This window comes from Nocardia sp. bgisy118 (assembly GCF_057708605.1).
This window is the reverse complement of the sequence record NZ_JBYISM010000012.1, coordinates 84,330-108,291: the sequence shown is the minus strand read 5'-3', so window position 1 is coordinate 108,291 and position 23,962 is coordinate 84,330. Positions and strand designations below refer to the sequence as shown.

General features: G+C 68.0%; 19 protein-coding genes and 1 pseudogene. 10 read left to right on the top strand and 10 right to left on the bottom strand.

The genetic code is table 11. The features are described from left to right. Positions 1–7 precede the first annotated feature (7 nt). From AC3EO7_RS17100 to nuoN, 5 genes are read left to right on the top strand one after another with little or no spacing between them, the layout of a single operon-like run. The gene (locus AC3EO7_RS17100) at positions 8–829 is read left to right on the top strand and encodes an NADH-quinone oxidoreductase subunit J (RefSeq protein WP_431970227.1); all 822 of its coding nucleotides are present in this window, start codon (positions 8–10) and stop codon (positions 827–829) included. Further along, the gene (gene nuoK, locus AC3EO7_RS17095) at positions 826–1,125 is read left to right on the top strand and encodes an NADH-quinone oxidoreductase subunit NuoK (protein ID WP_036536861.1); all 300 of its coding nucleotides are present in this window, start codon (positions 826–828) and stop codon (positions 1,123–1,125) included. The genes AC3EO7_RS17100 and nuoK overlap by 4 nt, the downstream gene beginning before the upstream one ends. A 1-nt stretch (position 1,126) precedes the next feature. Next, the gene (nuoL, locus tag AC3EO7_RS17090; RefSeq protein ID WP_435591725.1) at positions 1,127–3,013 is read left to right on the top strand and encodes an NADH-quinone oxidoreductase subunit L; all 1,887 of its coding nucleotides are present in this window, start codon (positions 1,127–1,129) and stop codon (positions 3,011–3,013) included. Beyond that, complete coding sequence (locus AC3EO7_RS17085; protein WP_435591724.1) at positions 3,010–4,632, top strand: NADH-quinone oxidoreductase subunit M; 1,623 nt, start codon at positions 3,010–3,012, stop codon at positions 4,630–4,632. The genes nuoL and AC3EO7_RS17085 overlap by 4 nt, the downstream gene beginning before the upstream one ends. Beyond that, the gene (gene nuoN, locus AC3EO7_RS17080; RefSeq protein WP_435591723.1) at positions 4,629–6,248 is read left to right on the top strand and encodes an NADH-quinone oxidoreductase subunit NuoN; all 1,620 of its coding nucleotides are present in this window, start codon (positions 4,629–4,631) and stop codon (positions 6,246–6,248) included. The genes AC3EO7_RS17085 and nuoN overlap by 4 nt, the downstream gene beginning before the upstream one ends. Positions 6,249–6,303: 55 nt before the next feature. Here the strand turns inward: nuoN and AC3EO7_RS17075 are convergent, their stop codons facing one another. Next, positions 6,304–7,956 carry a hypothetical protein gene (locus AC3EO7_RS17075; RefSeq protein ID WP_435591722.1) on the bottom strand — a complete coding sequence of 551 codons (1,653 nt, stop codon included), beginning with the start codon at positions 7,954–7,956 and terminating at the stop codon, positions 6,304–6,306. Positions 7,957–8,328: 372 nt separating this feature from the next. Here AC3EO7_RS17075 and AC3EO7_RS17070 point away from each other — a divergent pair, with 372 nt between their 5' ends. Next, the gene (locus AC3EO7_RS17070) at positions 8,329–9,366 is read left to right on the top strand and encodes a fused (3R)-hydroxyacyl-ACP dehydratase subunits HadA/HadB (RefSeq protein ID WP_435591721.1); all 1,038 of its coding nucleotides are present in this window, start codon (positions 8,329–8,331) and stop codon (positions 9,364–9,366) included. Between the two features lie 201 nt (positions 9,367–9,567). On the opposite strand, the gene AC3EO7_RS17065 is transcribed toward AC3EO7_RS17070, so the two are convergent. The 3 genes from AC3EO7_RS17065 to AC3EO7_RS17055 form a co-directional block, all read right to left on the bottom strand. Next, complete coding sequence (locus tag AC3EO7_RS17065; RefSeq protein ID WP_431970128.1) at positions 9,568–10,239, bottom strand: DNA alkylation repair protein; 672 nt, start codon at positions 10,237–10,239, stop codon at positions 9,568–9,570. A 163-nt stretch (positions 10,240–10,402) separates the two neighbouring features. Further along, complete coding sequence (locus AC3EO7_RS17060) at positions 10,403–11,764, bottom strand: serine hydrolase domain-containing protein (protein WP_435591720.1); 1,362 nt, start codon at positions 11,762–11,764, stop codon at positions 10,403–10,405. Between the two features lie 83 nt (positions 11,765–11,847). Then, the gene (locus AC3EO7_RS17055) at positions 11,848–12,675 is read right to left on the bottom strand and encodes an alpha/beta fold hydrolase (RefSeq protein WP_431970130.1); all 828 of its coding nucleotides are present in this window, start codon (positions 12,673–12,675) and stop codon (positions 11,848–11,850) included. A gap of 186 nt (positions 12,676–12,861) precedes the next feature. On the opposite strand from AC3EO7_RS17055, the gene AC3EO7_RS17050 reads away from it, so the two are divergent. The 3 genes from AC3EO7_RS17050 to AC3EO7_RS17040 all read left to right on the top strand — a co-directional run bounded on the left by AC3EO7_RS17050 (position 12,862) and on the right by AC3EO7_RS17040 (position 14,698). Next, a complete protein-coding gene (locus tag AC3EO7_RS17050) occupies positions 12,862–13,296 on the top strand; it encodes an ester cyclase (protein ID WP_435591719.1) in 435 nt (144 codons plus the stop codon). 126 nt (positions 13,297–13,422) lie between these two features. Continuing rightward, entirely contained in the window at positions 13,423–13,965 is a 543-nt protein-coding gene (locus tag AC3EO7_RS17045; RefSeq protein WP_435591718.1) for an SMI1/KNR4 family protein, read from the top strand. A gap of 43 nt (positions 13,966–14,008) precedes the next feature. Next, positions 14,009–14,698: a 2-phosphosulfolactate phosphatase gene (locus AC3EO7_RS17040; protein WP_435591717.1), complete on the top strand. Its 690-nt coding sequence runs from the start codon at positions 14,009–14,011 to the stop codon at positions 14,696–14,698. 166 nt (positions 14,699–14,864) lie between these two features. Here the strand turns inward: AC3EO7_RS17040 and AC3EO7_RS17035 are convergent. From AC3EO7_RS17035 to AC3EO7_RS17020, 4 genes and pseudogenes are all read right to left on the bottom strand, one after another. Next, positions 14,865–15,051: pseudogene (locus tag AC3EO7_RS17035) on the bottom strand (tylosin resistance protein TlrC); the annotation flags it as partial. Between the two features lie 9 nt (positions 15,052–15,060). Continuing rightward, a complete protein-coding gene (locus tag AC3EO7_RS17030; protein WP_435591716.1) occupies positions 15,061–16,284 on the bottom strand; it encodes a DUF418 domain-containing protein in 1,224 nt (407 codons plus the stop codon). 113 nt (positions 16,285–16,397) lie between these two features. Beyond that, positions 16,398–17,153: a hypothetical protein gene (locus tag AC3EO7_RS17025; RefSeq protein WP_435591715.1), complete on the bottom strand. Its 756-nt coding sequence runs from the start codon at positions 17,151–17,153 to the stop codon at positions 16,398–16,400. A 197-nt stretch (positions 17,154–17,350) separates the two neighbouring features. Continuing rightward, complete coding sequence (locus AC3EO7_RS17020) at positions 17,351–18,736, bottom strand: three-helix bundle dimerization domain-containing protein (protein ID WP_435591714.1); 1,386 nt, start codon at positions 18,734–18,736, stop codon at positions 17,351–17,353. Between the two features lie 861 nt (positions 18,737–19,597). Between AC3EO7_RS17020 and helR the strand changes: the two genes are divergently transcribed. Then, positions 19,598–21,799: an RNA polymerase recycling motor ATPase HelR gene (gene helR / locus AC3EO7_RS17015; RefSeq protein WP_435591713.1), complete on the top strand. Its 2,202-nt coding sequence runs from the start codon at positions 19,598–19,600 to the stop codon at positions 21,797–21,799. 68 nt (positions 21,800–21,867) lie between these two features. Here the strand turns inward: helR and AC3EO7_RS17010 are convergent, their stop codons facing one another. Then, positions 21,868–23,268, bottom strand: coding sequence for a S8 family peptidase (locus tag AC3EO7_RS17010; RefSeq protein WP_435591712.1), 1,401 nt, complete (start codon positions 23,266–23,268; stop codon positions 21,868–21,870). A gap of 91 nt (positions 23,269–23,359) precedes the next feature. Next, the gene (locus AC3EO7_RS17005; RefSeq protein WP_431970139.1) at positions 23,360–23,959 is read right to left on the bottom strand and encodes a DUF308 domain-containing protein; all 600 of its coding nucleotides are present in this window, start codon (positions 23,957–23,959) and stop codon (positions 23,360–23,362) included. Between the last annotated feature and the right edge of the window lie 3 nt (positions 23,960–23,962).

Here is a 23,962-nt window from a genome sequence, read left to right as displayed (position 1 = left end):
GATACTGATGGCCGCCGAGCCACTGACCCGCACATCCACCGGTGAGGCCGTGCAGTTCTGGATAATGGCCCCGCTCGCCGTGCTCGGCGCGCTGGGCATGGTGTTCGCGGCCAAGGCCGTGCACTCCGCGATCTGCCTGGCCGCCACCATGATCACGCTGGCCGTGTTCTACATCGCCCAGGACGCGCTGTTCCTCGGTGTGGTGCAGATCGTGGTCTACACCGGCGCGGTGATGATGCTGTTCCTGTTCGTGCTCATGCTGGTGGGCGTCGACTCCGCGGAATCGCTGAAGGAAACCCTGCGCGGCCAGCGTTTCGCCGCCGCCGCGGTCGGGCTCGGCTTCGGCATCCTGTTCGTCAGCGGCATCGCGACCGGCATTCGCAATTCCGAAATCCGGTTCCCCGCCACGGGTTTCGCCGGTCGCGACGTGATCGGCGGACTCGCCGAACTGATCTTCGTCCGGTACGTGTGGGCCTTCGAGCTCACCGGAGCGCTGCTCATCACCGCCACCATCGGCGCCATGGTGCTCGCGCACCGGGAACGTTTCGGCCCGCGGATGGATCAGCGCGAACTGTCTCGCAGGCGGTTCCGTGACGGCACGAGCCGCGCCACCCCGCTGCCGACGCCCGGCGTCTACGCCAGGCACAACGCCGTGGACATTCCCGCCCGGCTGCCGGACGGCTCGTTCGAGGAGCTGTCGGTCAGCACCATCCTGCGGCACCGCCGCACCAGGGCGCTGACCGAGGCGGCCGTCATCTCGGTCGGCTCCGGCTCCGGCGACGCGAAGACCAACGGCCACGAAACCGCCGACGAGGAAGGCACCCGGTGAACCCCGAGAACTATCTGTTCCTGTCCGCCCTGCTGTTCACGATCGGTGCGGCCGGAGTGCTGTTGCGGCGCAACGCGATCGTGGTGTTCATGTGCATCGAGCTGATGCTCAACGCGGTGAACCTCGCGTTCGTCACGTTCGCGAGGATGCACGCGAACCTGGACGGCCAGGTGTTCGCGTTCTTCACAATGGTGGTCGCCGCGGCCGAGGTGGTCGTCGGCCTGGCCATCATCATGACCATCTTCCGCGCCCGCCGCTCGACCTCGGTCGACGACGCCAACCTGCTGAAGTTCTGACGTGGATACCACGATCCTGACGCTGCTGCCCACGCTGCCGCTGGCCGGGGCCGTCGTACTGCTGCTCCTCGGCCGCGCCGCCGACAAGTGGGGCCATCTGCTCGGCTGCCTTGCCGCGCTGGCCTCCTTCGGCGTGGCCGTGTGGGCGTTCGTCGTCATGCTGGGGCGCGACGGCGCCGAGCGAGCCGTGCACGCCGACCTGTTCAGCTGGGTGCCGGTGACCGGTCTCCAGGTGGACTTCGGTCTCCAGATCGACCAGCTGTCACTGTGTTTCGCGCTGTTGATCACCGGGGTCGGCTCGCTGATCCACCTGTACTCGATCGGGTACATGAGCCACGACCCGGACCGGCGGCGGTTCTTCGCCTACCTCAACCTGTTCCTCGCGGCGATGCTGCTGCTGGTGCTGGCGAACAACTACCTGGTGCTCTACCTCGGCTGGGAGGGGGTCGGTCTGGCCTCCTACCTGCTGATCGGCTTCTGGTACGGAAAGCCGTCCGCCGCGACGGCCGCCAAGAAGGCTTTCGTGGTCAACCGGGTCGGCGACATGGGCTTGGCACTGGCCATGTTCACGATGTTCGCCACGTTCGGCTCGATCGGCTTCGGTGAGGTGTTCGCCGCCGCACCGGGCGCGAGCGAGGGCACGCTCACCGTGATCGGCCTGTTCCTGCTGCTGGCCGCCTGCGGCAAGTCCGCGCAGGTGCCGCTGCAATCCTGGCTCGGTGACGCGATGGAGGGCCCGACGCCGGTGTCGGCGCTCATCCACGCGGCCACCATGGTCACCGCAGGCGTCTACCTGATCGCCCGGTCCAACGCGATCTTCGATCTCGCGCCGAATGCTCGACTGGCGGTGGTGCTCGTCGGCGCGGTGACGCTGCTCTTCGGCGCGATTGTCGGCTGCGCCAAGGACGACATCAAGAAGGCGCTGGCCGCGTCCACCATGAGCCAGATCGGGTACATGGTCCTCGCCGCGGGCCTCGGCCCCGCCGGTTACGCCTTCGCGATCATGCACCTGCTCACCCACGGCTTCTTCAAGGCGGGACTCTTCCTCGGTGCGGGCTCGGTGATGCACGCGATGGACGACGAAGTCGACATGCGCCGCTACGGCGGACTGCGCAAGCTGCTCCCGATCACCTACGTCACCTTCGGGATCGGCTACCTCGCCATCATCGGTGTGCCGCCGTTCGCGGGTTTCTTCTCCAAGGACAAGATCATCGAGGTGGCCTTCGACGAGGGCGGCGTGTCCGGTCTGGCGCTCGGCACGGCCACCCTGCTCGGTGCGGGACTCACCGCGTTCTACATGACGCGCGTGATGCTGATGACGTTCTTCGGCGAGCGACGCTGGAAGCCCGACACGCACCCGCACGAGGCGCCGATCGTGATGACCGGCCCGATGATCCTGCTGGCCATCGGCTCGCTCGCCTCCGGCCTGGTGTTCGTGTTCGGCAACGCGCTGGTGAACTGGTTGGAGCCGGTGGTCGGCGCGCACCACGGCGAGGAGGTCGTGCCCGCGGGCGTGGTCACCGCCCTCGCGCTGGCCGTCGTCGCGGTCGGCGTCGGCATCGCCTACAACCAGTACGCGCAGCGTGACATCCCGGAGACCGCGCCGGAGGACGTGTCCGTGCTGACCGTCGCCGCCCGCAACGATCTCTACGGCGACGCGGTCAACGAGGGCGTGTTCATGCGGCCCGGCCAGCACCTCACCCGGTCGCTGGTGTTCGTCGACAACCGCGGCATCGACGGCATCGTCAACGGCACGGCCGCGCTGATCGGCGGGCTCTCGGCCCGCGTCCGCCGGGTCCAGTCCGGATTCGTGCGGTCCTACGCCCTGTCCATGTTCACCGGCGCGGCCCTGGTGGCCGCCGCCCTGCTGGCGGTGAGGATCTGGTGACTACATATCCCTGGTTGACCACCCTCTGGCTGCTTCCGGTCGTCGGCGCCGTCGTCGTGCTGGCGTTGCCCGCGACACGGCGCGTGCTGGCACGCAGTGTGGCGCTGACGTTTTCGGTGGCCGTGCTGGTGCTCGCCGTCGTGCTCGCCACGCGTTTCGATCCCGGCGGGGAGCAGTACCAGTTCGTCGAATCACACGAGTGGATCCCCGCTTTCGGCGCCGGATACACCCTCGGCCTGGACGGCATCGCGCTGGTGCTGGTGCTGCTCACCACCGCGCTGATGCCGCTGCTGATCCTGGCGGGCTGGCACGACGACCGCGCGGCCGGCTCGGGCAAGCGGGTGGCGCACACCTACATGGCGCTGATCTTGCTCGTCGAGGCGATGGTGCTGGTCTCCTTCCTGGCGCTGGACATCCTGCTGTTCTACGTGTTCTTCGAGGCCATGCTCATCCCGATGTACTTCCTCATCGGCGGCTTCGGCCCGCGCACAGCGGATGTGCAACTGCGCCAGCAGCGCTCGCGGGCGGCGGTGAAGTTCCTGCTGTACAACCTGTTCGGCGGACTGATCATGCTGGCCGCGGTCATCGGCCTGTACGTGGTGACAGCGCGCGACGGCCTCGGCGCGGACGGTGCGGGCACCTTCGACTTCCGTGCCGTGGTCGCCGCCGCCAACTCCGGTGAGCTCGGCGCGGGCCCCGCGGTGCTGAACGCGCTGTTCCTCGGGTTCATGTTCGCCTTCGCCGTGAAGGCTCCGCTCTGGCCCCTGCACACCTGGCTGCCCGACGCCGCCGTCGCCGCCACACCGTCCAGCGCGGTGCTGATGATGGCGGTGGTCGACAAAGTCGGCACCTTCGGCATGCTCCGCTACTGCCTGATGCTGTTCCCCGACGCGTCGGGAACCTATGCGCCGCTGGTGATCACGCTCGCGGTGATCGGCATCGTCTACGGTGCGCTGCTGGCGATCGGCCAGACCGACCTGATGCGGCTGATCGCCTACACCTCGATCTCGCACTTCGGCTTCATCATCCTCGGCATCTTCGCCATGACCAGCCAGGCCCAGTCCGGGGCCGCGCTCTACATGATCAACCACGGCATCTCCACCGCCGCGCTGTTCTTGATCGCCGGGTTCCTCGTCTCGCGGCGTGGCACCCGGATCATCGCCGAGTACGGCGGGGTGCAGAAGGTGGCACCGGTGCTGGCCGGAACGTTCCTCATCGCGGGTCTCGCGACGCTGTCGCTGCCGGGCTTGGCTCCGTTCGTCAGCGAATTCCTGGTGCTGATCGGCACTTTCAGCCGCTACCAGCTGGCCGCGATCATCGCGACCAGTGCATTGGTGCTCGCCGCGGTCTACGTGCTGTGGCTCTACCAGCGGATGATGACCGGCCCGGTCAGGAAGGGCAACGAGAACCTCTACGATCTGGTGCCTCGTGAGCTTGCCGTCGTCGTGCCGCTCATCGCGGCCCTGCTGTTCCTCGGCCTCTATCCGAAACCGGTGCTGGACTTCATCGATCCGGCGGTGAGCCAGACCCTGACCACCATCGGCCGCCACGATCCCGCGCCGACGGTTCCGGCGCCCGAGGCAGGCGCGGCGAATCTTCAGGAAGGCGGGCACAAGTGACCACGCATCCGATCCCCCTCGCCGCGACCGTGGCCACGCCGAGCATCGAATACGGCTTGCTCTCCCCGATGCTCATCGTGTTCGGTGTCGCGGTCGCCGCGGTGCTGGTGGAAGCGTTCGTCGCGCGCCGGTACCGCTACGGCATCCAGGTGATCCTGAGCCTGGCCGGTCTCGCCGCGGCACTGGCAGCCGTCGTCCGCTTGGCGGGCACGGAGTCCACCGCGATAGCGGGCGCCGTGGCCATCGACGGGGTGACGCTGTTCCTGCAGGGCACCATCCTGGTGGTGTCGATCCTCGGGGTGCTGTTCATCGCGGAACGTAGCGCGCAACCACGCGTCGAGGCACGATCAGGGCCGGGCACCTGGAGCCTGGCCGCGGCCACCGTGGGGCGCGGCGCGGACGCGTTCACACCGCAGGCGTCCGCGGTCCCCGGCAGCGCCGACGAGCAGGCCGCGATTCGCGCAGGAATCGCCACCACCGAGGTCTTCCCGCTCACGCTGCTCGCGGTCGGCGGCCTGATGCTCTTCCCCGCCTCGAACGATCTGCTGACCATGTTCGTCGCGCTGGAGGTGCTCTCGCTGCCGCTGTATCTGCTGTGCGGGCTCGCGCGGCGCAAGCGGCTGCTCTCGCAGGAGGCGGCGCTGAAATACTTCCTGCTCGGGGCGTTTTCGTCGGCGTTCTTCCTCTACGGCGTCGCGCTGCTGTACGGCCAAGCGGGGACGGTCCGGCTCGCCGGGATCGCCGACGCGATCGCCGCGCACCCTTCCGAGGCGATGCTCGCGCTGCTCGGCCTGGCGATGCTGGCGGTCGGGCTGCTGTTCAAGATCGGCGCGGTCCCGTTCCAGTCCTGGGTGCCCGACGTCTACCAGGGCGCACCGACCCCGATCACCGCGTTCATGGCGGCCGCGACCAAGATCGCGGCGGTCGGCGCCATGCTGCGCATCCTGCAGATCGCGGTGCCGGGGCTGCGGGACGACTGGCGGCCGGTGCTCGCGGCGGTCGCGATCGCGACGATGGTCGTCGGCGCGGTCCTCGCGGTGACGCAGACCGACGTGAAGCGGATGCTGGCGTATTCGTCTGTGGCGCATGCCGGTTTCATCATCGTCGGCTTGGTCGCCGCCAACGACGCGGGCATCGCGGCGGTGCTGTTCTATCTGGTCGCCTACGGCCTGGGCACCCTCGGCGCGTTCGCGGTGGTGAGCCTGGTCCGCGAGCCCGATGGTGCGGAGGCGACCGCGCTGGCGCAGTGGTCCGGGCTCGGCCGCCGTTCCCCGTGGCTGGGAGCGGTGTTCGCGCTGCTGCTGCTCTCCTTCGCCGGTCTGCCGCTCACCAGCGGGTTCGTCAGCAAGTTCGCGGTGTTCGAGGCAGCCGTGTCCGGCGATGCCGTCACGCTGGTGATCGTCGGCGTCATCTCCAGCGCCATCGCGGCGTTCTTCTACATCCGGGTGATCGTGCTGATGTTCTTCACCGATCCCCCGGCCGACGCGCCGATGGTGATCACTCCCCCGCTCACCCGGGCGATCGTTCTGCTGACCGCCGCGGCGACCATCGTGCTCGGTCTGTTGCCGCAGTCGCTGCTCGATCTCGCCGAGCGAGCGTCGACCCTCGTGCGCTGATCTCGTCCCTGAAGGGGCCCCGGCCGATCGTTCGGCCAGGGCCCCTTCTTGTGCGCTACTTGTCGAGTTTCGCCCGGAACGGACCGCCGATGCTGTTGAACAGCAGGTCGCCGTTCGGGAATGCCTCGATGATCGCGTACGCGCCGTTGCCGTAGTTCGACGGCCCGAAGATGGTGCGGTGCACGGTCTCTCCGGTCTTCCAGTCCAGGCCGGTGACCTCCCAGCCGTCGGCCTCGCTGTAGCCGTTGACGAACACGACGCCGGCCGTGGTCGACACCGCGGGCACCATGGACGTGGACACCACGTCGCCGCGCTCCCACGCCGAGGTCCACTTGTCCGCGGCCGGGTCCCATTCGAAGCGCTGCATGCCGTGCGGCGGTTCGTCGACCGGGCCGTTGGCCATCACGTCGACGAGCCGGTCGGGTTCGCCACCGGAGCCGATGTTCTGCACGACGAACGCTCCGTAGTCGTGCACCACCACGGACTGCTCGCTCTGGATGAACTCGGGCTTCGGTTCCGGCAGGCCCGCCGTCACCTCGATCTGGTCGGCGATGCGGTTCGACTCGGCACTCGCCTTCGGCTGGAAGCCCTCGGGAATCTCATTGCGCCAGAACGCGACCAGCTTCATGTGGTCGGCGCCGTCGGTGATCACCACGAGTTCGTCGCTGTCGTCGCCGAATCCCATGAGGGTGGGCGTGGAGCCGCTGCCGACGCCGAACTTCACCGCGGGCGGCTGGCGGCCGAAGTCGTAGGGCGCGGACCAGGCGCCATCGGCCTCGTCGGTGGACAGCTTGGCGCCGGTCCACACGACCTTGCGCATCACCTTGTCGGAGGCGACGTAGATGCCGCCCTTCTCGTCGACGGCGATGGAGTTGGAGACGGTCTCGTCGTCACCGAAGCGAATCTGCTGCGGTGGCCCCGACAGCTCGCGGTCGATCGCGAGCAGGCCGCGCGAGGAGACGACGACGAGGTGGCCGTCGTAGGTCATGTTGACGCCGACGATGCTCTCGGGGATGCCGAGCGTGGTGGTGCCCGTCCCGAGCAGCGGCTTGAAGTCGAAGCGCTCGACGATCTCGATGCCTTCTTCGGGCTTGTCGTTGTTCTTCAGGCCGAAAACGAGGAGCTCGGAGTTCTGGGTGGTGTAGTAGATGCGATTGTCCTTGTCCACCAAGCCGTAGACGCCGTTGGCGATGCGCTGCCAGGTCGCGCCGCCCCAGTCGTCGCGGATGGCGTTCTGGATCTGGGCGGTATCGGTGAACGTCTGATCGAGCACTTGATCCAGTGCCTGCGTCGGGATGGGTTGCACCCCGGGCGCGTCCATCGCGGCGACCTCGCGGAATCCGCGGTCGGAGACGTCGACGTACCGCACGCCGGAGCTCGACGAGACCCACATGTACTTCTCCGACGTCGAGGCCAAGGTGATGATGTTGACCGGGCCCGCGGGCACGCGCGGCATCTGGTGGGGGTCGACCCGGAACGTGCCCCTCGGCACGGGGTCGGCGAAGCTGTCGGACTGGCCGGAATCCAAGTGGGTGACCGCGTATTTGTCCGCGGCCAGGTACGGGTTCTTCGCCGGACCGCGTACCGTGCTGTTCGCGGCCGGACTAGGGTCCGACGATTCCGGCGAATCGTCGCCACACCCGGGTACCGCGCAGGCCACGGCCACGGCCAGGACCGCGATACCGATGGAAGATCGATGCTTGCTCACAGCAGTGCTCCTGTTCTCGCGACGGGTACTGCGTTCGAATCGAGCTGACGAACGAACCGTCGACCGCAACACCGCCGACGGCGACCAGCGGAACCACACGAACTGAGACAAGATGCCTTCGGGCTTCCGCGACGCTAACACGACGCGCGCCACAACAAGATCACTTCCGCACACTCACGTGGGGACCTCGAACCAGGCAGGTCGCGTCCACTGCCGTTACGCACTCGATGCCGCAATCGGATCGGCGAGCTGGTAGGAGCCGCAGCTCAGGAGCAAGGGTGCAGTCGGATGTGGAAGGGTGGGTTCATCGAGGAACTCGGTTCTGTGAGTACCCGATCACGAGTCTTGAAGGAATCTGGAGCGAGGAGCGGCTTGGTGGAAGCAACGTTCGATGTGGCTGGGCTGGTGGGACATCGCTATCGTGCGGATGACTACTACGAGGTGGGCCGGGAGAAGATCCGCGAGTATGCGCGGGCTGTCCAGGATTTCCACCCGGCGCACTGGAGCGAGTGCGCTGCCGGCGACCTCGGCTACGCCGGTTTGGTCGCGCCGACCACATTCATCTCGATAGCCGCGATGCTGGCCAACCGTAAGCTCTTCGAAACGGTGATCACGGGCTATGACGTGTTCGTGCAGACCGATCAGGTCTTCGAGATGTACAAGCCGGTGCTCACCGGTGACCGGCTGGTCAGTGATGTCGAAATCACTTCGGTTCGTCGCATAGCGGGCAAGGATTTGCTGACGATTACCAATACCTTCTTCGACCAGACCGGTGCGGTGGTGCAGATCATGCATACAACCGTCGTCGGCATCACCGGCGACGAGGTCGGCGCCGGCATCAGTGACGCGATCGAACGTGTGGTCATGCACGGTATCAACGTGTCGTCTCGAACCGCGACCTCGGCCGCGACGGCGCGGACTGCGACGGACCCGGTTTCCGAGACCGGCCCACGCCTGTCCCCTATCTCGCGCACGCGTGTCCCGCGCACCGCAATCCGATTCGAAGACATCACCGTCGGCGACGAGCTTCCTGCTCGGATCGTGCGACTGACACGCGGTGATCTGGTGAATTACGCGGGGGTCTCCGGTGACGCGAACCCCATCCACTGGCACGACGAGGTCGCCGCGCTAGTGGGTCTTCCCGATGTGATCGCGCACGGCATGCTCACCATGGGCCTCGGAGCAGGATTCGTCACCGGATGGCTCGGCGATCCAGGCGCGATCACCAGGTACGGGGTCCGGTTGTCGAACTACACCGTCGTCGAAGCCGCCACTGTCGGGAGCGTCGAGTTCACCGGGCGCATCAAGTCGGTCGACCCCGAGGCCAGGACCGCCGTCGTCGTCATCATCGCCAAGTCCGCAGGACGCAAAATCTTCGGCCTGGCCACCGCGGATATCCGTCTCGCGTAGTCCTCGGCCCACGCACTCCGACACCGCCGCCGGCTGACCGGCCGCCCTGCCCTGCCGGCGCCGGGCGGCTCCGCGATCGGAACAGGGTGTCGCGGACTCGTAGCTCGTCATCGATGCGCTGATCTGTGCGGCGCATCTTCCTCACGGCAAGCCACAAGCCCAGACGATCACGGCGTTGGTGGCCAGGGGCGAACACCCTGCCTACTTGTCGTGCTGTCGGCGCACCATTTCGGTGATCCAGGTGGGCGCGAACGGAGACGTGCAGTTCGGTGGAGTCGGGTAGTCCTTCAGCACCTCCAGGCGCTCACCGATGTCGATCGCACGGGCGCGGTGCTCGGCGTGCTCGATCCCGATCTGAGCGAGGCAGTGGTTCATCGCCCACTGCAAGCGATCCGGTGCGTCTTTCATCTGCGCCTCGATGACGTCGAGCAGTCCTGCCAGGTCGAGGCCCTCGGGCTGCTTCGCCACGCGTTCGGTGGTCAGCGCCCATCCGGCGCTCGCGACCACCGGATCCGGATCGGCGGACCAGGCCAGGCGCAGTTCTTCGGCGTGCGGGTTCTTCTTCACCACGTAGTTCACGAGCCAGTCGTGCACCTTGGGTGTGCGCGCCTGGCGCACCATGACGTCCAACTCGTCACGCTCGAACGTCTTCGGGCGGCAGAGGAGTGTTGCCAGCAGTTTCGCCGCGGTGTCGTCCGTTTCCCACAGCCCGCGCGCGAGTTCCTGTTGCGTTTTCAGCCGCTTGGCGAGCGCGCGCAGTTTGCTGAGGTTCACACCGTGATCGTCACCGTGCTTCTCGTTCACCGCGCGGATCTTCGGGTCCTCGAGCGCGACCAGTTCGGCCATGACCTCGGCCACCGTCGTCTCGGCCACCTCGACCTCCTGTCCGTCACATGGGAGATTCAGCCTATGGCTTCCCGCTGTCGATCACGCGGAGCCGCTCTCGACCTGAACCACGCGCGGCCGACCGGGTCGGATTCCCTACCGGCGGCGCGTGGTGTCCGAGGCCAACATTCGTCGGCCTGCCGAGACCGGCTCACGCGGCGACGCGCTGGAACAACCGTCCCGCGAGGTCGATGCCGACGACCGCGCCGCTCTCGTCGCGGGAGAAGAAACCGAGCTGTCCACGCAGACCGCCGTGGGTGACGAGGTATTCGTCGCCATCGCCGGGCAGCAGGCCGATGGCGGCCGCCGGGTAGTCCGGCGGCACTTCCTGATCCGATGCCGCGCGGATCTCCGGTTTGACCCCGACCGCGAGGTTCAGCCCGGTCTCGTCGGCGGCGATGGTGAGGGTCATGGCGTCGATGGCGTACGTGCCGATCAGTTCCGCGGCGCGGGACGGGTCGTAGGAGATCGGTTCGGGGTCGCGGTCGAGGACGCGCAGGTAGCGCTCGAGCGCCCAGCGCACGATCGCCTGGTTGCAGGCGATGCCCTCGGGTCCCGCGTTCGACATCACCACGATCGCGAAATCGCGTTCGGGGACGATGAGCAGTTCGGCGAACTGCCCGTTGCCGGATCCGCCGTGACCGATGGCCCGCACGCCGTCGATGTCACGCAGGAACCAGCCGACGCCGATGGCGTCGCCGAACGTGCTCGCCCGCAGCGCGACCGTCGGACGACGCATCGCGCGCAGCGTGTCGGTGGGCAACACCGCGCCGCCGTCACCGAGATGGAAACGCGCCCAGCGCAATTGGTCGGCCGCCGAGGACGCCAGTCCGCCGCCGGGGTTGTTCGCTCGCCATGGCCGCCACAGACGCGCAACCGTCAGCGAACCGTCAGCCTCGGCATTGTGGCCCTCCGCGAACCGGCGGGCGGTGATCTCGCGCGACGCGAAGAAGCTGTGCGTGAGGCCGAGCGGCGCGAAGATCAGCTCCGCGATGGCCTGTTCGAACGGCTGCCCGGTGACCTTCTCGATGACCCGTCCGGCCAGGTTGTATCCGGCCTGGCTGTAGGAGGCACGAGCGCCGGACGCGGCGATCAGGCCGAGTTCCGGGAGCCTGGCGACGAATTCGGCGAGCGCGTCTTCGCCGTCGCCGGTGTCGACGAGGAGGTTCCAGTCCAGTCCGGCGGTGTGGTTCAACAGGTTCGCCACGGTGATCCGGGTGGCGGCGTCTTCGTCGGCGAGCGCGAGTTCGGGAAGGTAGGTCCGCACCGGGGCGTCCAGCTCGACCCGGCCCTGCGCGGCCAAGCGCATGAGCGCGGTCGCGGTGTAGGTCTTGGTGACCGAGCCGAGCTGGAACAGCGTGTCGCTGTCGACCGGTTGCGGGTTGTCCAGGCTCGTGACGCCGTGGCAGGCGAAGACGTCCTGGCCGTCGATCAGCACCCCGACCGCGACTCCGGGAATCCCGAACTGCGTGGCGGTCGCTTCGACGAACTCGGACAACGTGACATCGGACATCGGGCGTTTCCTTTCGCTTCGTGGAACGCCCATGACGATGCCGGTCGGCGCTGACAGCGCACCGACGGCGGGCTGACAGCCCGTCAGTCGGCGCGCAGCACGCCGCGCAGGTATGCGGCGAATGCCGACGTATCCCCGATGAATCCGGTGTGATCGCCGGGGAACAGTGTGGGTACCAGGCCGAGCGCCGCGGCCAGCGCACGACTGCTGCGGTCGCAGAGCTGTCCGGCGGAGTCGACGCCGATACCGATGACGATCCGAGCCTGGGTCGCGCGCAACGTGTTGAGATCGGGTCGCCAGCCGACGGTGCCGAGCAGCTCGTGGTCGAACCAGTAGCGTTCGGAGGCTGCCCGGGCGGGATCGCGGTCGCCGCCGAACATCTGCTGAAGCACCGGTTCCGGCAGCTGAATGTTAGCCTGCGCGAGGAACTTCCGGAAGGCGCCGAGCACGTCGCCTGCGCCGTAGGTGGCGATCATGTCCTCGGTGCCCGCCCGCAGCTCGGCGCGGTCGTCGAGCAGCTCGATCAGCGGCGGTTCGTGCGCGACCACCGTGGTGACCAGATCAGGATGGGCCTCGACCAGGGCCAGCGCGCTCGCCGCGCCACCGCTGGACCCGACGACCACGGCCGGGCCGATGCCGAGGTGGTCGATCAGCCGGGCGAGATCCTCACCCCGCAGTTCAGGCGTGGAGTCCTGGTGCGGATCGGTGAGCACGCTGCCACCGTGGCCGCGCGGGTCGAGGGTGAGGACGGTGTGGTCGGTGGCGAGCAGGTCGGCCAGCGGCGCGAAATCCGCGGCGGCCATGGGCGCGCCCGCCAAGACGATGAGCGGACCATTCCCGCGGACCTCGTAGTAGAGGCTGACGTCGGAGAATTCGACGGTGGCGGCGACGGCGGCAGGGCTGACGGTCATAAGGTCTCCTAGGTGTGAACGCGTCCCTTCGACTGTGTGGACGGCCGGGGCGTGGGAAATTCATCGCGGCCTCGGAATCGGGTGCGCGTCGGGTGTCACAACCGGCCCTGCGGTGGTGTCTAGTGGGTGTCGTCGAGCCCGGCCCGGCGACGCCCATCCGACCATTCGCCCCGAAGGACCAGCCCCATGTCGACCGACGAAGAAACGAGCAACAAGGCGACCTTGGAACGCCTGCATGCCGCCCTCAACTCCCACGATGCGGAGCGCATCACGGCGACGATCGACGAGGTAGTCGCGCCCGACGCACTGATCCGCACCCCGGCGCCGGTCGGCGTCACCGGCGCGCGAGCGCTCGAAGAGGTGTTCCGCAGGCTCCACCTGGCTTTCCCCGACCTCCACGTCGGGGTCGAAGACACGATCGCGGAGGGTGACAAGGTCGTCAGTAGGAACACGGTCACCGGCACCCACCGAGGCGAGTACATGGGCCTCCCGCCGACCGGCAAACCCATCACCTACAACGAGATCTTCATCTTCCGCTTCGTCGACGGCCGAGTCGCCGAGACCTGGGGCGTTGTCGATACTTTGGGGCTGATGCGTCAGCTCGGCGCGCTTCCTGGGTGACACCGCGACGTAGTAGTTGTTTACCGTCCGGTCGCTCGCTCGGTCATTGGTAGGCTCCCCGCGTAGTGACGGGATCTACAGGGGCGGGCGTGTGATGCAGGGACGACGTTCAAGGGAGCCGATCCGGTGATCGAATCCGTCCAGCAGCTCAGGCAACTGGTCTCGCCACCGCCGAATCGCCGAGATGTCGACTGGGATGGCGTCGAACGGGACCTAGGTGATGAGCTTCCGGCCGACTACAAGGAATTGATCGGCATCTACGGCGGCGGCTACTGGGACAACTACCTCTACATCCTCGAACCTGGCTGTGCCAACGACGATTACAACCTTCTCGACTGGAAGGACTGGCACACCGAAGTCCTGGAAGACCTCTGGGAGTTCGAGGACAAACCGGCCGAACTCAACGAAGACGGCGCCAGGCTGCTGCCATGGGCCACGACCGACAACGGTGAACTCCTCTACTGGCTGATCCGCCCCGGCCTGCGATCCGATGACTGGACCGTCATGGTCAACGAGGCGCGCGGCGACCACTGGGAACACTTCGGACACACCTGCACGCAATTCCTCGCCTCGGCTCTCACCGGAGACATCCGCTCGACCCTGCTATCGGCCCACTACTTCCCGCTTCCAGTTCACACACACAGGCGATTACGCCCGACGGATCAGTAACGGCCGCAACGCATCCAGTGTCGATCTGGTGGACGATGCCTGAATGCGATGTGTATTCACCGACCTCACGCAGCTGACCGCTGTGCCCCGGGTCGCCGTCGTCGTCGACGTCATGCGTGCGTTCACCACCGCGGCATACGCTTTTGCCGGTGGGGCGGGCAAGATCGTCTTCGCTGAAACCGAAGACGCTGCCTTGGAATCGAAGGCACGCCATCCGGATTGGCTGGCTGTGCGCGACGGGGCGCCCGCGCCGGGTTTCGATCTCGCGAACTCACCCGGGCAGATCCGGGCACGGGATCTCCGTGGCCGGACCCTGGTGCTGAGAACAACCGCGGGCACGGCGGGCGCACTGGCCGTGGCGGGCGCAGATGTGATCTTGTGCGCGAGTTTCGTTGTCGCACAAGCGACAGCGAGCTTCCTGCGGAGCCTGGCGCCCGGCGAGGTGGTGTTCGTGATCACCGGGGACAACGGACGCGCCGACGAGGACCTGGCATGCGCCCACTACATCGCCGAGTTACTGACAGCCGAAGAGGTAGACCCGTCGCCGTTCATCGAACGGGCGCGTCGCTCGGTCGCCGCCGAGGACCTCGCAGAGGGCCTGCGACAGGGATACCGGGGAGTGCATCCCGACGACATACCGCTCTGTCTGGAAGCCGACGTCCACGCGTTCGCTATGACCGCAACCAGCGGAGCGTGGGGAATGACTTTGGGCGCCAGAAGGCCACGCAGATGAGGCCAGCGCGAGCGCCTCACTCGTCGAGGCCGGACCGTCGACTTGGCTGAGGCTCATGGCCACGACTACCGAAGCCGCCCTCACGCGTCGTAAGTGACCAGCACGGGCCGATCACCCCCGACGTCGCATGAGCACTGAGTAGAACGACCCTGTCCCCCAGCCGGTTTCACGAAGCGAGCCCGCCACCCGACATCTCCATTCGCATGCCGCCGAAACGGCTACGCATCGCCCGGTCGTGGCTCACGATCACGACCGCGCCCGGATAGTCCCGCCAGTGCGGCCTCCAACTCCTCCACCAGAGCGGGGGCGAGGTGGTTGGTCGGCGCGTCGAGCAGCAGCAAACGGGCCGAATCGCGTTGGCGTCAATTCCGTTCCGCGGGAACGTGATCCGGATCGCGCCACGGCGGAAAGCGCAGATAGGTGACCGCCCGCAGCAACCACTCCACCGGCCCGTACCGGTGGTCGCGCAACCACCACGCGCTCAGCGCGAGTTGCGCCGCGTAGGTGAGCAGGGCGAACCCGATCACCCCGGCGGGCGGCACCTTGTCGGCGAGGGCGAAGCCGTAGCCGGTGTAGAGCACCATGAGAACGATCGACTGCCCGATGTAGTTCGAGGCCGCCATCCTGCCCGCGGGCGCCAGTCTGCCGACGGCTCGCGCGGTGCGTGGTGCGCGGGCGAGCAGGAGGATGCCCGCGATGTAGGCGAAGGTCATCACCGGGTTCACCAGTTCCTGCACGCCCATCCACCACCACGGCGCGCGCAGCAGGCCGACCGAGTTCGCGAACGTCACCGCCGAGATGGGCAGTCCGAGCGCCAGCCCGATGGCCAGCACGCGCGGCGCCCACCGATCCAGTGTCTCGCCGTCCTCGAACAGGCCACGTTTGCCCGCCGCCATGCCGATGAGGAACAGCCCGAGACTGGTCATCCCCTGCGCGACCCAGGTGAGCAGCATGAAGCTGGGCGCTACGGACAGTTGCATGTCGAGCGTGTCGGCGAAGCTGCCGGTGTAGCCGGCGCGCAGTGCGGGCAGGTCGATGAATCTCGACAACTCCTGGTACATGTCGCCGCCGGGCCCGGGTACGAACGCCCACAGAGACCACAGAGCGTAGAGGACCACACCGGTGATCAGCGCCGTGCGTGGCCGCAGGTTCCGCAGCATGATCAGGATCAGGCACAGCAGCGCGTACAGGGTCAGGATGTCGCCGATCCAGAGCAGCACGACGTGCGCGAGTCCGATCGCCATCAACGCCGCGCAACGCCGCAGCAACCGTGCGTTCGCCGACGCTCCTGCCCGCTGCGCGGCCGCGATCTGCAAGGTGAAGGAGTAACCGAAGAGGAATGCGAACAGCAGGTAGAACCGTCCGGAGAACAGCGCGTCCACCACGCCGGTGACGATGTGGTCGACGGTGCCCCGGTAGTGCTGCCGGATGTCCTGCTCGGTTCCGTCGAACGACCACAGCACCGTCGCCACGGTCACATTGGTGAGCAGAATCCCGAACAGCGCGAAGCCGCGCAGGATGTCGACCTCCGCGATCCGCCGACCGGTGGTCGCGACGGGCAGCACGGATTCGGTGGCACCGGACATGATCCGACGTTAACCGCCGCGACGACCGGGGCGCGTCACCCGTTCGAGCGATTCGCGCACCGGCCGAAGTCAGGGCGAGCCGCGACCTCCGGCGTATTGACCGCGGATCGGCGTCAGCCGAGATCCGCTACCTCCAGGTAGATCTGGCGTTCGACGGTGAGTTCCGCGAGGAACCCCTGCTCGCCGCCGACGGACTCGGTCGCGCGGAACGCCGCCACCGCGATCTCACCGGTCCGCAGGCGCTGACCGTGGAATTCACGCTGCCCCAAGATGATCGGCTGCGCGGTGTCGAAACCCACCTCACGCACGTCGTCGGGCAGCCGCCTGCCGAGCATGTCGGTGACCGTGCCCGGAATCAGGCGCACGGCCACGATCTGATCGAAGCTGGGCCGCCGCGCGATGCGATGCGCGAGATACAACCGGCCCGGCCGCCCGAAGCACAGGTGCGTGAGCAGTTCTTCGCCGCGGTACGGCTGAAGTTCGGCGAAGTACTCGACGCTGCGAACGGTGGCGACGACGTCGCGCGCGATGATCGGACCACCGCGTTCCAGGTGACCGCGGAACAGGGTGCCGCGCAGTTCGGTGCGCGGCACTTCACCGCGCGGATCGAGCTCGGCGAGCGGGAAGAAGTCGGGTTCGAAGGTGTGAAACCCCTCGTATCCGATCCTGCGGTCGGCGCCCAACGCGCGCCGCCCGTGCTCGTCCAGCTCGACGGCGAGCAACACCTGGTAGTTGTGCGGCGCCTCGAACGTCGGCATATGCGACAGGTAGCAGTCGACCCCGGTGCCGAACACCAGCATGGCGTGCGTATCGGTCGTGCCCGCCATGGCGCCCGAACGCTCCAGCGCGTGGGGATGGATCCCGAACATGGGGGGGCTCCTCTCTCTCCAGTCCCTACAGGGAGAGTGGCACCAAACCCGGTCACGGCCACGAGTGCCGGGCTACTCGATTCCCCATGTTCCGGCTACTCGCCAGGGCCGATCCGTCGCGCGCTGGGCGCTCGGGCCCTCGGTCACACTTCCGTTTACAACTGAATCATCGTCGTGACAGCGCCGAACGCAACACCTCAGTTATACGAGTGGGTGACCCCGTCGAGCAGATGCTCCATGGTCTCGAAGGTCGGCGGGTCGACGACGTCGATCAGATCGGCGGGCGCCGGCACCTTGTGCTGGGCGCTGACCTGGGCGAACTGTGCCGCGTCACCGGTGCGGAAGCCGTGCTCTGCGGCTAGTCGCTGCAGCTCGGCATCGGTGGACAGCAGCCGGCCCAGCCGGTCGCCGGAGGCGTCCAGCGGCACCAGCGTGTGGGTGGACAGGACGGTCGGCGACGGGTACGTCAGCACCATATCCGGCTTCAGCTGCCGCTGCACGGCCGCCTCGACGAACTGGGCCTCGTAGATCATCACCAGCGGCGTCGGCCCCATCCCTGCGGTGAGGTACTCCTGGAACGGGCCCGCGCTCGAGTTCTCCGCGTACCCCTGGCCGGTGAACAGCCGCGAGACGATCGGCAGTACCCGCTGCTCGGCCTCCGCGCCCTGCACGACCGCGTTGTCGTTCGCGACGAACCCGGCGATGGCCAGGTACATCGCGGCCGAGTTGGAGGTGCGCGGGTCGGTGGTGGAGACGAGGATGTTCTTGCGCACCGGGTAGGCGGTGTTGCCCGGCAGGTGCGCCCACTCGGTGTTGCGGCTCACCAGGTCTAGGTAGCGGGCCACATCGAAGGTCGGCACGGGACCCGGACGTACTACGCCCGCCGCGGTGAGCAGGTCCGCAATCGGCCGGAAGGTGGCGATCGCCATCGGCGAAGCGAACGGCGTGTACTTGGTCGCGATATTGCGAGCCCGCTGGATCCGCTCGGCGGCGGGCGCGCTGGACGGGAACGCGAAGCTGTGGTTCGTCAGGTCGATCGAGGCGATCTGGCGCGAGCCCGCGGGCTCGACCTCGGCCTTCAGCCCGTGCTCGGCGAGCTCCTGCACGACGCGCGGGTCCTCGAAGAACGCCATCTTCTCCGATCCGACGACGCCGCGCACGATGGTGAGCCCGGAACCGGGAATCGCCGTGGGCGCGGGATCGGGCTGTCGCGCCACCAGCGCGACGACCAGCAGCGCCACCACGGCCAGCGCGCCGCCGAGCAGCGCGACCGACCGCTTGCTGTTCAGCGGGGACTGCCGCAGCCGGGCGACGAGGTCGAGGCGCGGGCCGTCGGCCTGCGCCGTCGCGGTGTCGATGCGTTCGGCCGGGGTGTCGGCGGGCTCGGGTTCGAGTTCCCTGCGCACGATCCGTTCGATGAGGATCGGCACGAATTCCCGCACCGGACGGCCGTCGAAGCGCTGCCGGGCCGAGCCGATCGCGGAGTGGATCTGCTCGGCGGAGTGAGTCTCGGTGTAATTCTCGACCAGACTGTCGGTCAACCGGCGCATCGCCTGTTCTTCGCGGACAGTGTCGACAGCCACCAGTTCTCCTCGATGTCACAGCTGGATCGGATCTCGCGACAGCATTCGAGCATCTGTTCGCGCGCGCCGAAACCATACCGGCATTTCCGGCCGGCCGATACACCGCGCAAACCCGCGCGAGGGCGATTCGACTGCGGGTGAACGCATTTCGGTGAGGCGGCACCGGTCGCCGACGGACGTCTTCGCCGCAGGTCAGCGCGGGTACTGTTGCGGGAAAGACGTCGCCGCGCTCGGTACTGCGCGGCCGTGGAGCCGGTCGCACAGCGGCTTCGGCAAACGCGCAGAGTTCAATCCGACATCGGCTGCGCGCCATCGAATGTTGTGCCGCGGTTCACCGATCGACACGGATTCAGCCAGACCGCCTGTCGCGGTTTGGTATTCGCTGATCGACGGGTCTACGACGCATGAGGGACTGCGCCGTAGCACGGGCGCTTCACTGGTTCGGATTGCGGCGCAACCTGTTTGGTGGCCTTGTGCCGCGGTTCACTCGTCAGCTCCAGCTCGTCTCAGGTTCGAGGGCGGACGCGTCCTCCCGACGGCCCGCGCCTGAGCGTCGCGCGCGCTTCGGTGCCAGGACTTCTTCGGTTCGCGAAGACGATCCAGTTCTTGGATCTCGATCTCACAAAGGAGGTCCGTCCAACAACGGGACGACGAACGAAAAGGGAGCATCAACTCCTTTCCATTTTCAACATATAGCGCACAGGGGGCCTTGCGGCAAGACCCGGGTCGTGCCGCACAATCGCTGGCCGAGGTCGAAACCTGCGGAAATGGGAGCAGCGAGAGGCGGCACGATCCGCGGCTGAACCGCCCATGCCCGCGCCGACCGCGCGGGATCGTCGTGCCAGGGAAAGTGAGGGGTGTGTGTCAACTCAGGGATATGAAGACGAACTGCGGTCCGAACGGAGCTACGTGGCCGGTCTCTACGCACGGCTCGATGCCGAGCGCGCGCGGGTGAAGGGTCGATACAGCGCGGCGTTGCGGGGCACCGGCGGCACACCCATGGAACGGGATTTCGAGGTGCGCGCGCTGGCCAAGGAGGCGAAGCGGTTGGACGTGGCGGACAAGGGGCTGTGTTTCGGCCGGTTGGACGCTGTGTCGGGCGAGCATACGTACATCGGCCGGATCGGCATTTTCGACGAGGCGAACGAGTACGAACCGTTGTTGCTCGATTGGCGGGCGCCCGCGTCGCGCGCGTTCTACGTCGCCACCGCCGCGAGCCCGGAGAACATGCGTCGGCGCCGCCAGTTCCACGCTCGCGGTCGTCGAGTGGTCGATTTCACCGACGAGGTGCTCGGCCGCCCCGGTGGTGGCGAGCGCGGGGATGCGGCCTTGCTCGCGGCGGTCGATGCGCCTCGCGGCGAGGGCATGCGCGACATCGTGGCGACGATCCAGGCCGAACAGGACGAGATCATCCGGCTCGATCATCCGGGCGTCGTGGTGATCGAGGGCGGCCCCGGCACCGGGAAGACCGTGGTGGCGCTGCACCGCGTCGCGTACTTGCTCTACACCCAGCGGGAACAGATGGAACGCAACGGTGTGCTCGTGATCGGGCCCAACCCGGCGTTCCTGAACCACATCGGCCGCGTGCTGCCGTCGCTGGGCGAGTCCAACGTGGTGTTCATGACCACCGGCGACTTCGTTCCCGGTCTGCGCGTCACCGCGGAGGACACCCCGGAAGCCGCGCGGCTCAAGGGCTCGCTGAAGATCCTGGACGTGCTCGCGGCGGCGGTCGCGGATCGGCAGCGGCTGCCCGAGCATCCGCTGCCCATCGCGCTGGCCGACGTCACGGTGCGGATCGACGCCGAGACCGCGGAGTGGGCGAGGGAGGAGGCGCGCGGGAGCGGGCTGCCGCACAACGAGGCTCGCGCGGCGTTCACCGAGATCGTCACGTGGGTGCTCACCGAACGGGCGATCGGGCGGATCGGCCGGGGCTGGCTGACCCGGAAGGATCGGGAAGCGTGGGAGCAACTGCGGGCGGACTTGCTGACCGAGCTCGCCGGTGACGACAAATTCACCGCCGCGCTCGACGAGCTCTGGCCGATACTGACGCCGGAAGACCTGCTGGCATCGCTGTACGCCTCCCCCGAGCGGCTGCGAGCGGCGGGCGCCGACGAGGCGCTGTGGCGCGCCGACGGCGACGCCTGGACGGTATCGGACGTGCCGCTGCTCGACGAACTGGTCGATCTGCTCGGCACCGACAAGTCGGTGGACCGGTCGGCCGAGCGGGAGCGGAAGGACGAGGCCGAATACGCCGCGGATGTGCTGGACATCCTGGTCAGCCGCGAGGACATGATGGACGACGAGGATCATCTGTTCGCCCACGACATGCTCTACGCCGAGGATCTCGCGGATCGTTTCGTCGAGCGCGACACCCGTGAACTCGCCGAACGCGCTGCCGCGGACCGGGATTGGACCTACCGGCATGTGGTGGTCGACGAGGCCCAGGAGCTGTCCGAGATGGACTGGCGGGTGCTGATGCGGCGTTGCCCGGGCCGGTCCTGCACGGTGGTCGGCGATCTCGCCCAACGCCGCTCGGCTGCCGGGGCGACCTCGTGGGACACGATGCTCGAGCCGTACGTGCCGGGCCGCTGGCTCTACCGGTCGCTGTCGGTGAACTACCGAACCCCGGTGGAGATCATGACCGTCGCCGCGGCGCTGCTCGCCGAGTTCGCGCCCGAGGTCACGCCGCCGGAGTCGGTTCGCGCGTGCGGCGTCCAGCCGTGGTCCCGGCGCGTCACCGAGGACGAATTGCCCGCTGCCATCGAGGAATTCGTCCGTGACGAAGCGGGTCGCGAAGGCACCAGTATCGTGATCGGGCCACCGGGTGTGCCGGGCACGGTGGCAGCGTCGGAGACCAAGGGCCTGGAGTTCGACGCCGTCCTGGTGGTGGAGCCGGAACGGATACTCGCCGACGGTCCGCGCGGCGCGGCCGAACTCTACGTCGCCCTCACCCGCGCCACCCAACGCCTCGGCGTCCTGCACCGGAGGCCGCTGCCGCAGGCACTGCGTGGACTCGTCGAGACCGGGACACCCGCGGAGACGGGGTATCAACGGTCGGCGTGATTCGCGTGCGGCCGCTCACGCCCGGCGTGCTCGATCACGCCGGGCACGAGCGAGCCTCCGACGACGAGCTACTGCTCCCCCACCATGGCGCGGATGTCGGGCAGATTCCCGATCCGCTGCGTGGTCGGCCGTCCACCGGCTTCGGTCTGCGGGGACCCGGTGGCTCGCAGCAGCCGTCGCACCTGCGCCGGATCGTGCATCTCGAAACTCGTGGAGGTAATGCCCAGGTAGCACGCCAGCGCACCCACGACGATGGGGGACGCACTGGAGGTGCCGCTGAATTCGTCGGTGTACCAGTAGTCTTCGTCGGTTCCGCCTTGCAGGTCACCGTAGCCGGTGGTGGTCACCTCCCGGCCCCAGCCTTGCGCGTCGATGCGGGACCCGTAGTTGGAGAACGCCAGCCGCGATCGCGCCGGACCGTGGTCGCTGCCGTGCGTGCCCGGCGGCGGAGCCCCCGCGCCCACCAGCACCGCGCCGGAATCGTCGGCGTCGCCGCGGAAGGGGTTGCGCCACGACTCCGGGAATCCGCTCGGGCGCGTGTCGTACAGCGCGGCGTCGAGGTCCTCGCCGCCGTTGCCCGCCGCTTCCACCACGATGACGCCGCGCGCGGTGGCGTAGCGGATCGCGGCGAGGTCGTCGGGCCACCACTCGATCGCGATGTAGCCCAATTGGTCCGCGCGGTTCTGGTAGTTGCGGCGCGGCCCAGGCCGGTGCAGTTCGATGAGGATGATGTCGCCCGGACCCAACGCGTCGGCGGCGGTGCGGATCGCCGTCGCCGACCCCGGGCCGAATACCGAGACGGCGCGGATCGTGGCCTCCGGTGCGATGCCGGTGATGCCGAACATGTTGGCGTCGCCGCTGATCTCGCCCGCGACCGCGGTGCCGTGGTTGCGCCAGCCTTCGTCGGCGGAGGGTTCGCCGCCGATCACGCCGCCTTGGTTCTGGGTGAGGTCCTCGTGGGTGAATCGCCACGCGCCCTCGATGTCGATCACCCGCACGCCCGTTCCGCGTCCGCCGGGCCGGGTCCACGCCCAGCGTGCGTCGATACCGGCCGGTGCGGCGTCCAGATATCCCTGCCTGGCTTGGAAATCCGGCGTCTCCGGCGGGGCGGCTGCCGTCGATCGCATCATCGTGGTCCTCGGCGCGATCGGCGGTTCCGCCGGTGGTTTGACGTACGCGCCGGCCACCGCGTCGTTCTCCCGCAACTGTTCGGCAACCGCTTCGAGGTCTTCGGCGACGCCGACCACGGCGAAGTAGTTCAGGTAGTGCGCGGCGACCGGTTCCTGATCGGTGCCGCGCAACCGCCCGGGCAGCCGGTCGCCCGGACCGAAGATCGGGGACAGCCGCGCGCCGCCGGGCAGCGACGCCGCCAGATGCGATCGCCCGGCGGCGTTCTCGCGCAACGCGATCGGCCCGATGGGCCGCACCGCGCCGTGGGTGACGACGATGAGTTCCGCCGGAGACCGCATCGAACCCGGTACCGATGGCCGTGCCGAACTGCGCCGCTGATCCGTTGGTGCCATAAAGACAGTGAACCGGTTGCGCGGGCGACCCGCCAGTTCAACTGCGCGGCACGGGTACTCGCGTTGCGCCGGGCGCCCGGACCGGACCGGCGCGACCGACGCCGACCAGCGCGATCTCCAGCCCGCCGAGCATCGCGAGGCAGCTGCCGACGACCACGCCGAGGGAGCTCAGTTCCTCCAGCGGAAGACCGAGCACGACGATGCCGACGATCATCGTGAACAGCCCGAACAGTTCGTGCCGCAGGCTTTCGGAGAGCTGCTCGTCGTCCCACGCCGCGACGGTCGCCTGGGTGATGCCGCGAATGGTCCAGCTCAGCCCGATCCACATCGAGAGCAGCAGCACCGAATTCCCACCGCGCAGACACAATACGGCCAACACCAGCGAGAGCAGCCCGCTGACGAGCACCAGCACCCGCAGCGGCAGCGCGAACCGCGCGCCGATCGCGAGCCACAGCTGTGCCACTCCGTTGGCCAGCAGATACAGGCCGAACAGCAACTCCAGGATCGGCACGGTCTTCTCCGGCCAGATCGCGATCAGCACGCCGAGGGCGACGGAGCAGACACCCACGACCAGAATCGCCTCCCGTCCCCCACGGACCCGCGATTCCACACGCCCCTCACCATCGTTTCCGGGCATAGC

Bases quoted from the DNA above. Each gene is read 5' to 3' on its own strand.
- AC3EO7_RS17100 (WP_431970227.1), top strand. From the start codon at position 8: ATGGCCGCCGAGCCACTGACCCGCACATCCACCGGTGAGGCCGTGCAG.
- AC3EO7_RS17060 (WP_435591720.1), bottom strand. From the start codon at position 11,764: ATGTCCGATGTCACGTTGTCCGAGTTCGTCGAAGCGACCGCCACGCAG.
- AC3EO7_RS17055 (WP_431970130.1), bottom strand. From the start codon at position 12,675: ATGACCGTCAGCCCTGCCGCCGTCGCCGCCACCGTCGAATTCTCCGAC.
- AC3EO7_RS17050 (WP_435591719.1), top strand. From the start codon at position 12,862: ATGTCGACCGACGAAGAAACGAGCAACAAGGCGACCTTGGAACGCCTG.
- AC3EO7_RS17040 (WP_435591717.1), top strand. From the start codon at position 14,009: ATGCGATGTGTATTCACCGACCTCACGCAGCTGACCGCTGTGCCCCGG.
- AC3EO7_RS17030 (WP_435591716.1), bottom strand. From the start codon at position 16,284: ATGTCCGGTGCCACCGAATCCGTGCTGCCCGTCGCGACCACCGGTCGG.
- AC3EO7_RS17025 (WP_435591715.1), bottom strand. From the start codon at position 17,153: ATGTTCGGGATCCATCCCCACGCGCTGGAGCGTTCGGGCGCCATGGCG.
- AC3EO7_RS17010 (WP_435591712.1), bottom strand. From the start codon at position 23,268: ATGCGGTCTCCGGCGGAACTCATCGTCGTCACCCACGGCGCGGTGCGG.
- AC3EO7_RS17005 (WP_431970139.1), bottom strand. From the start codon at position 23,959: ATGCCCGGAAACGATGGTGAGGGGCGTGTGGAATCGCGGGTCCGTGGG.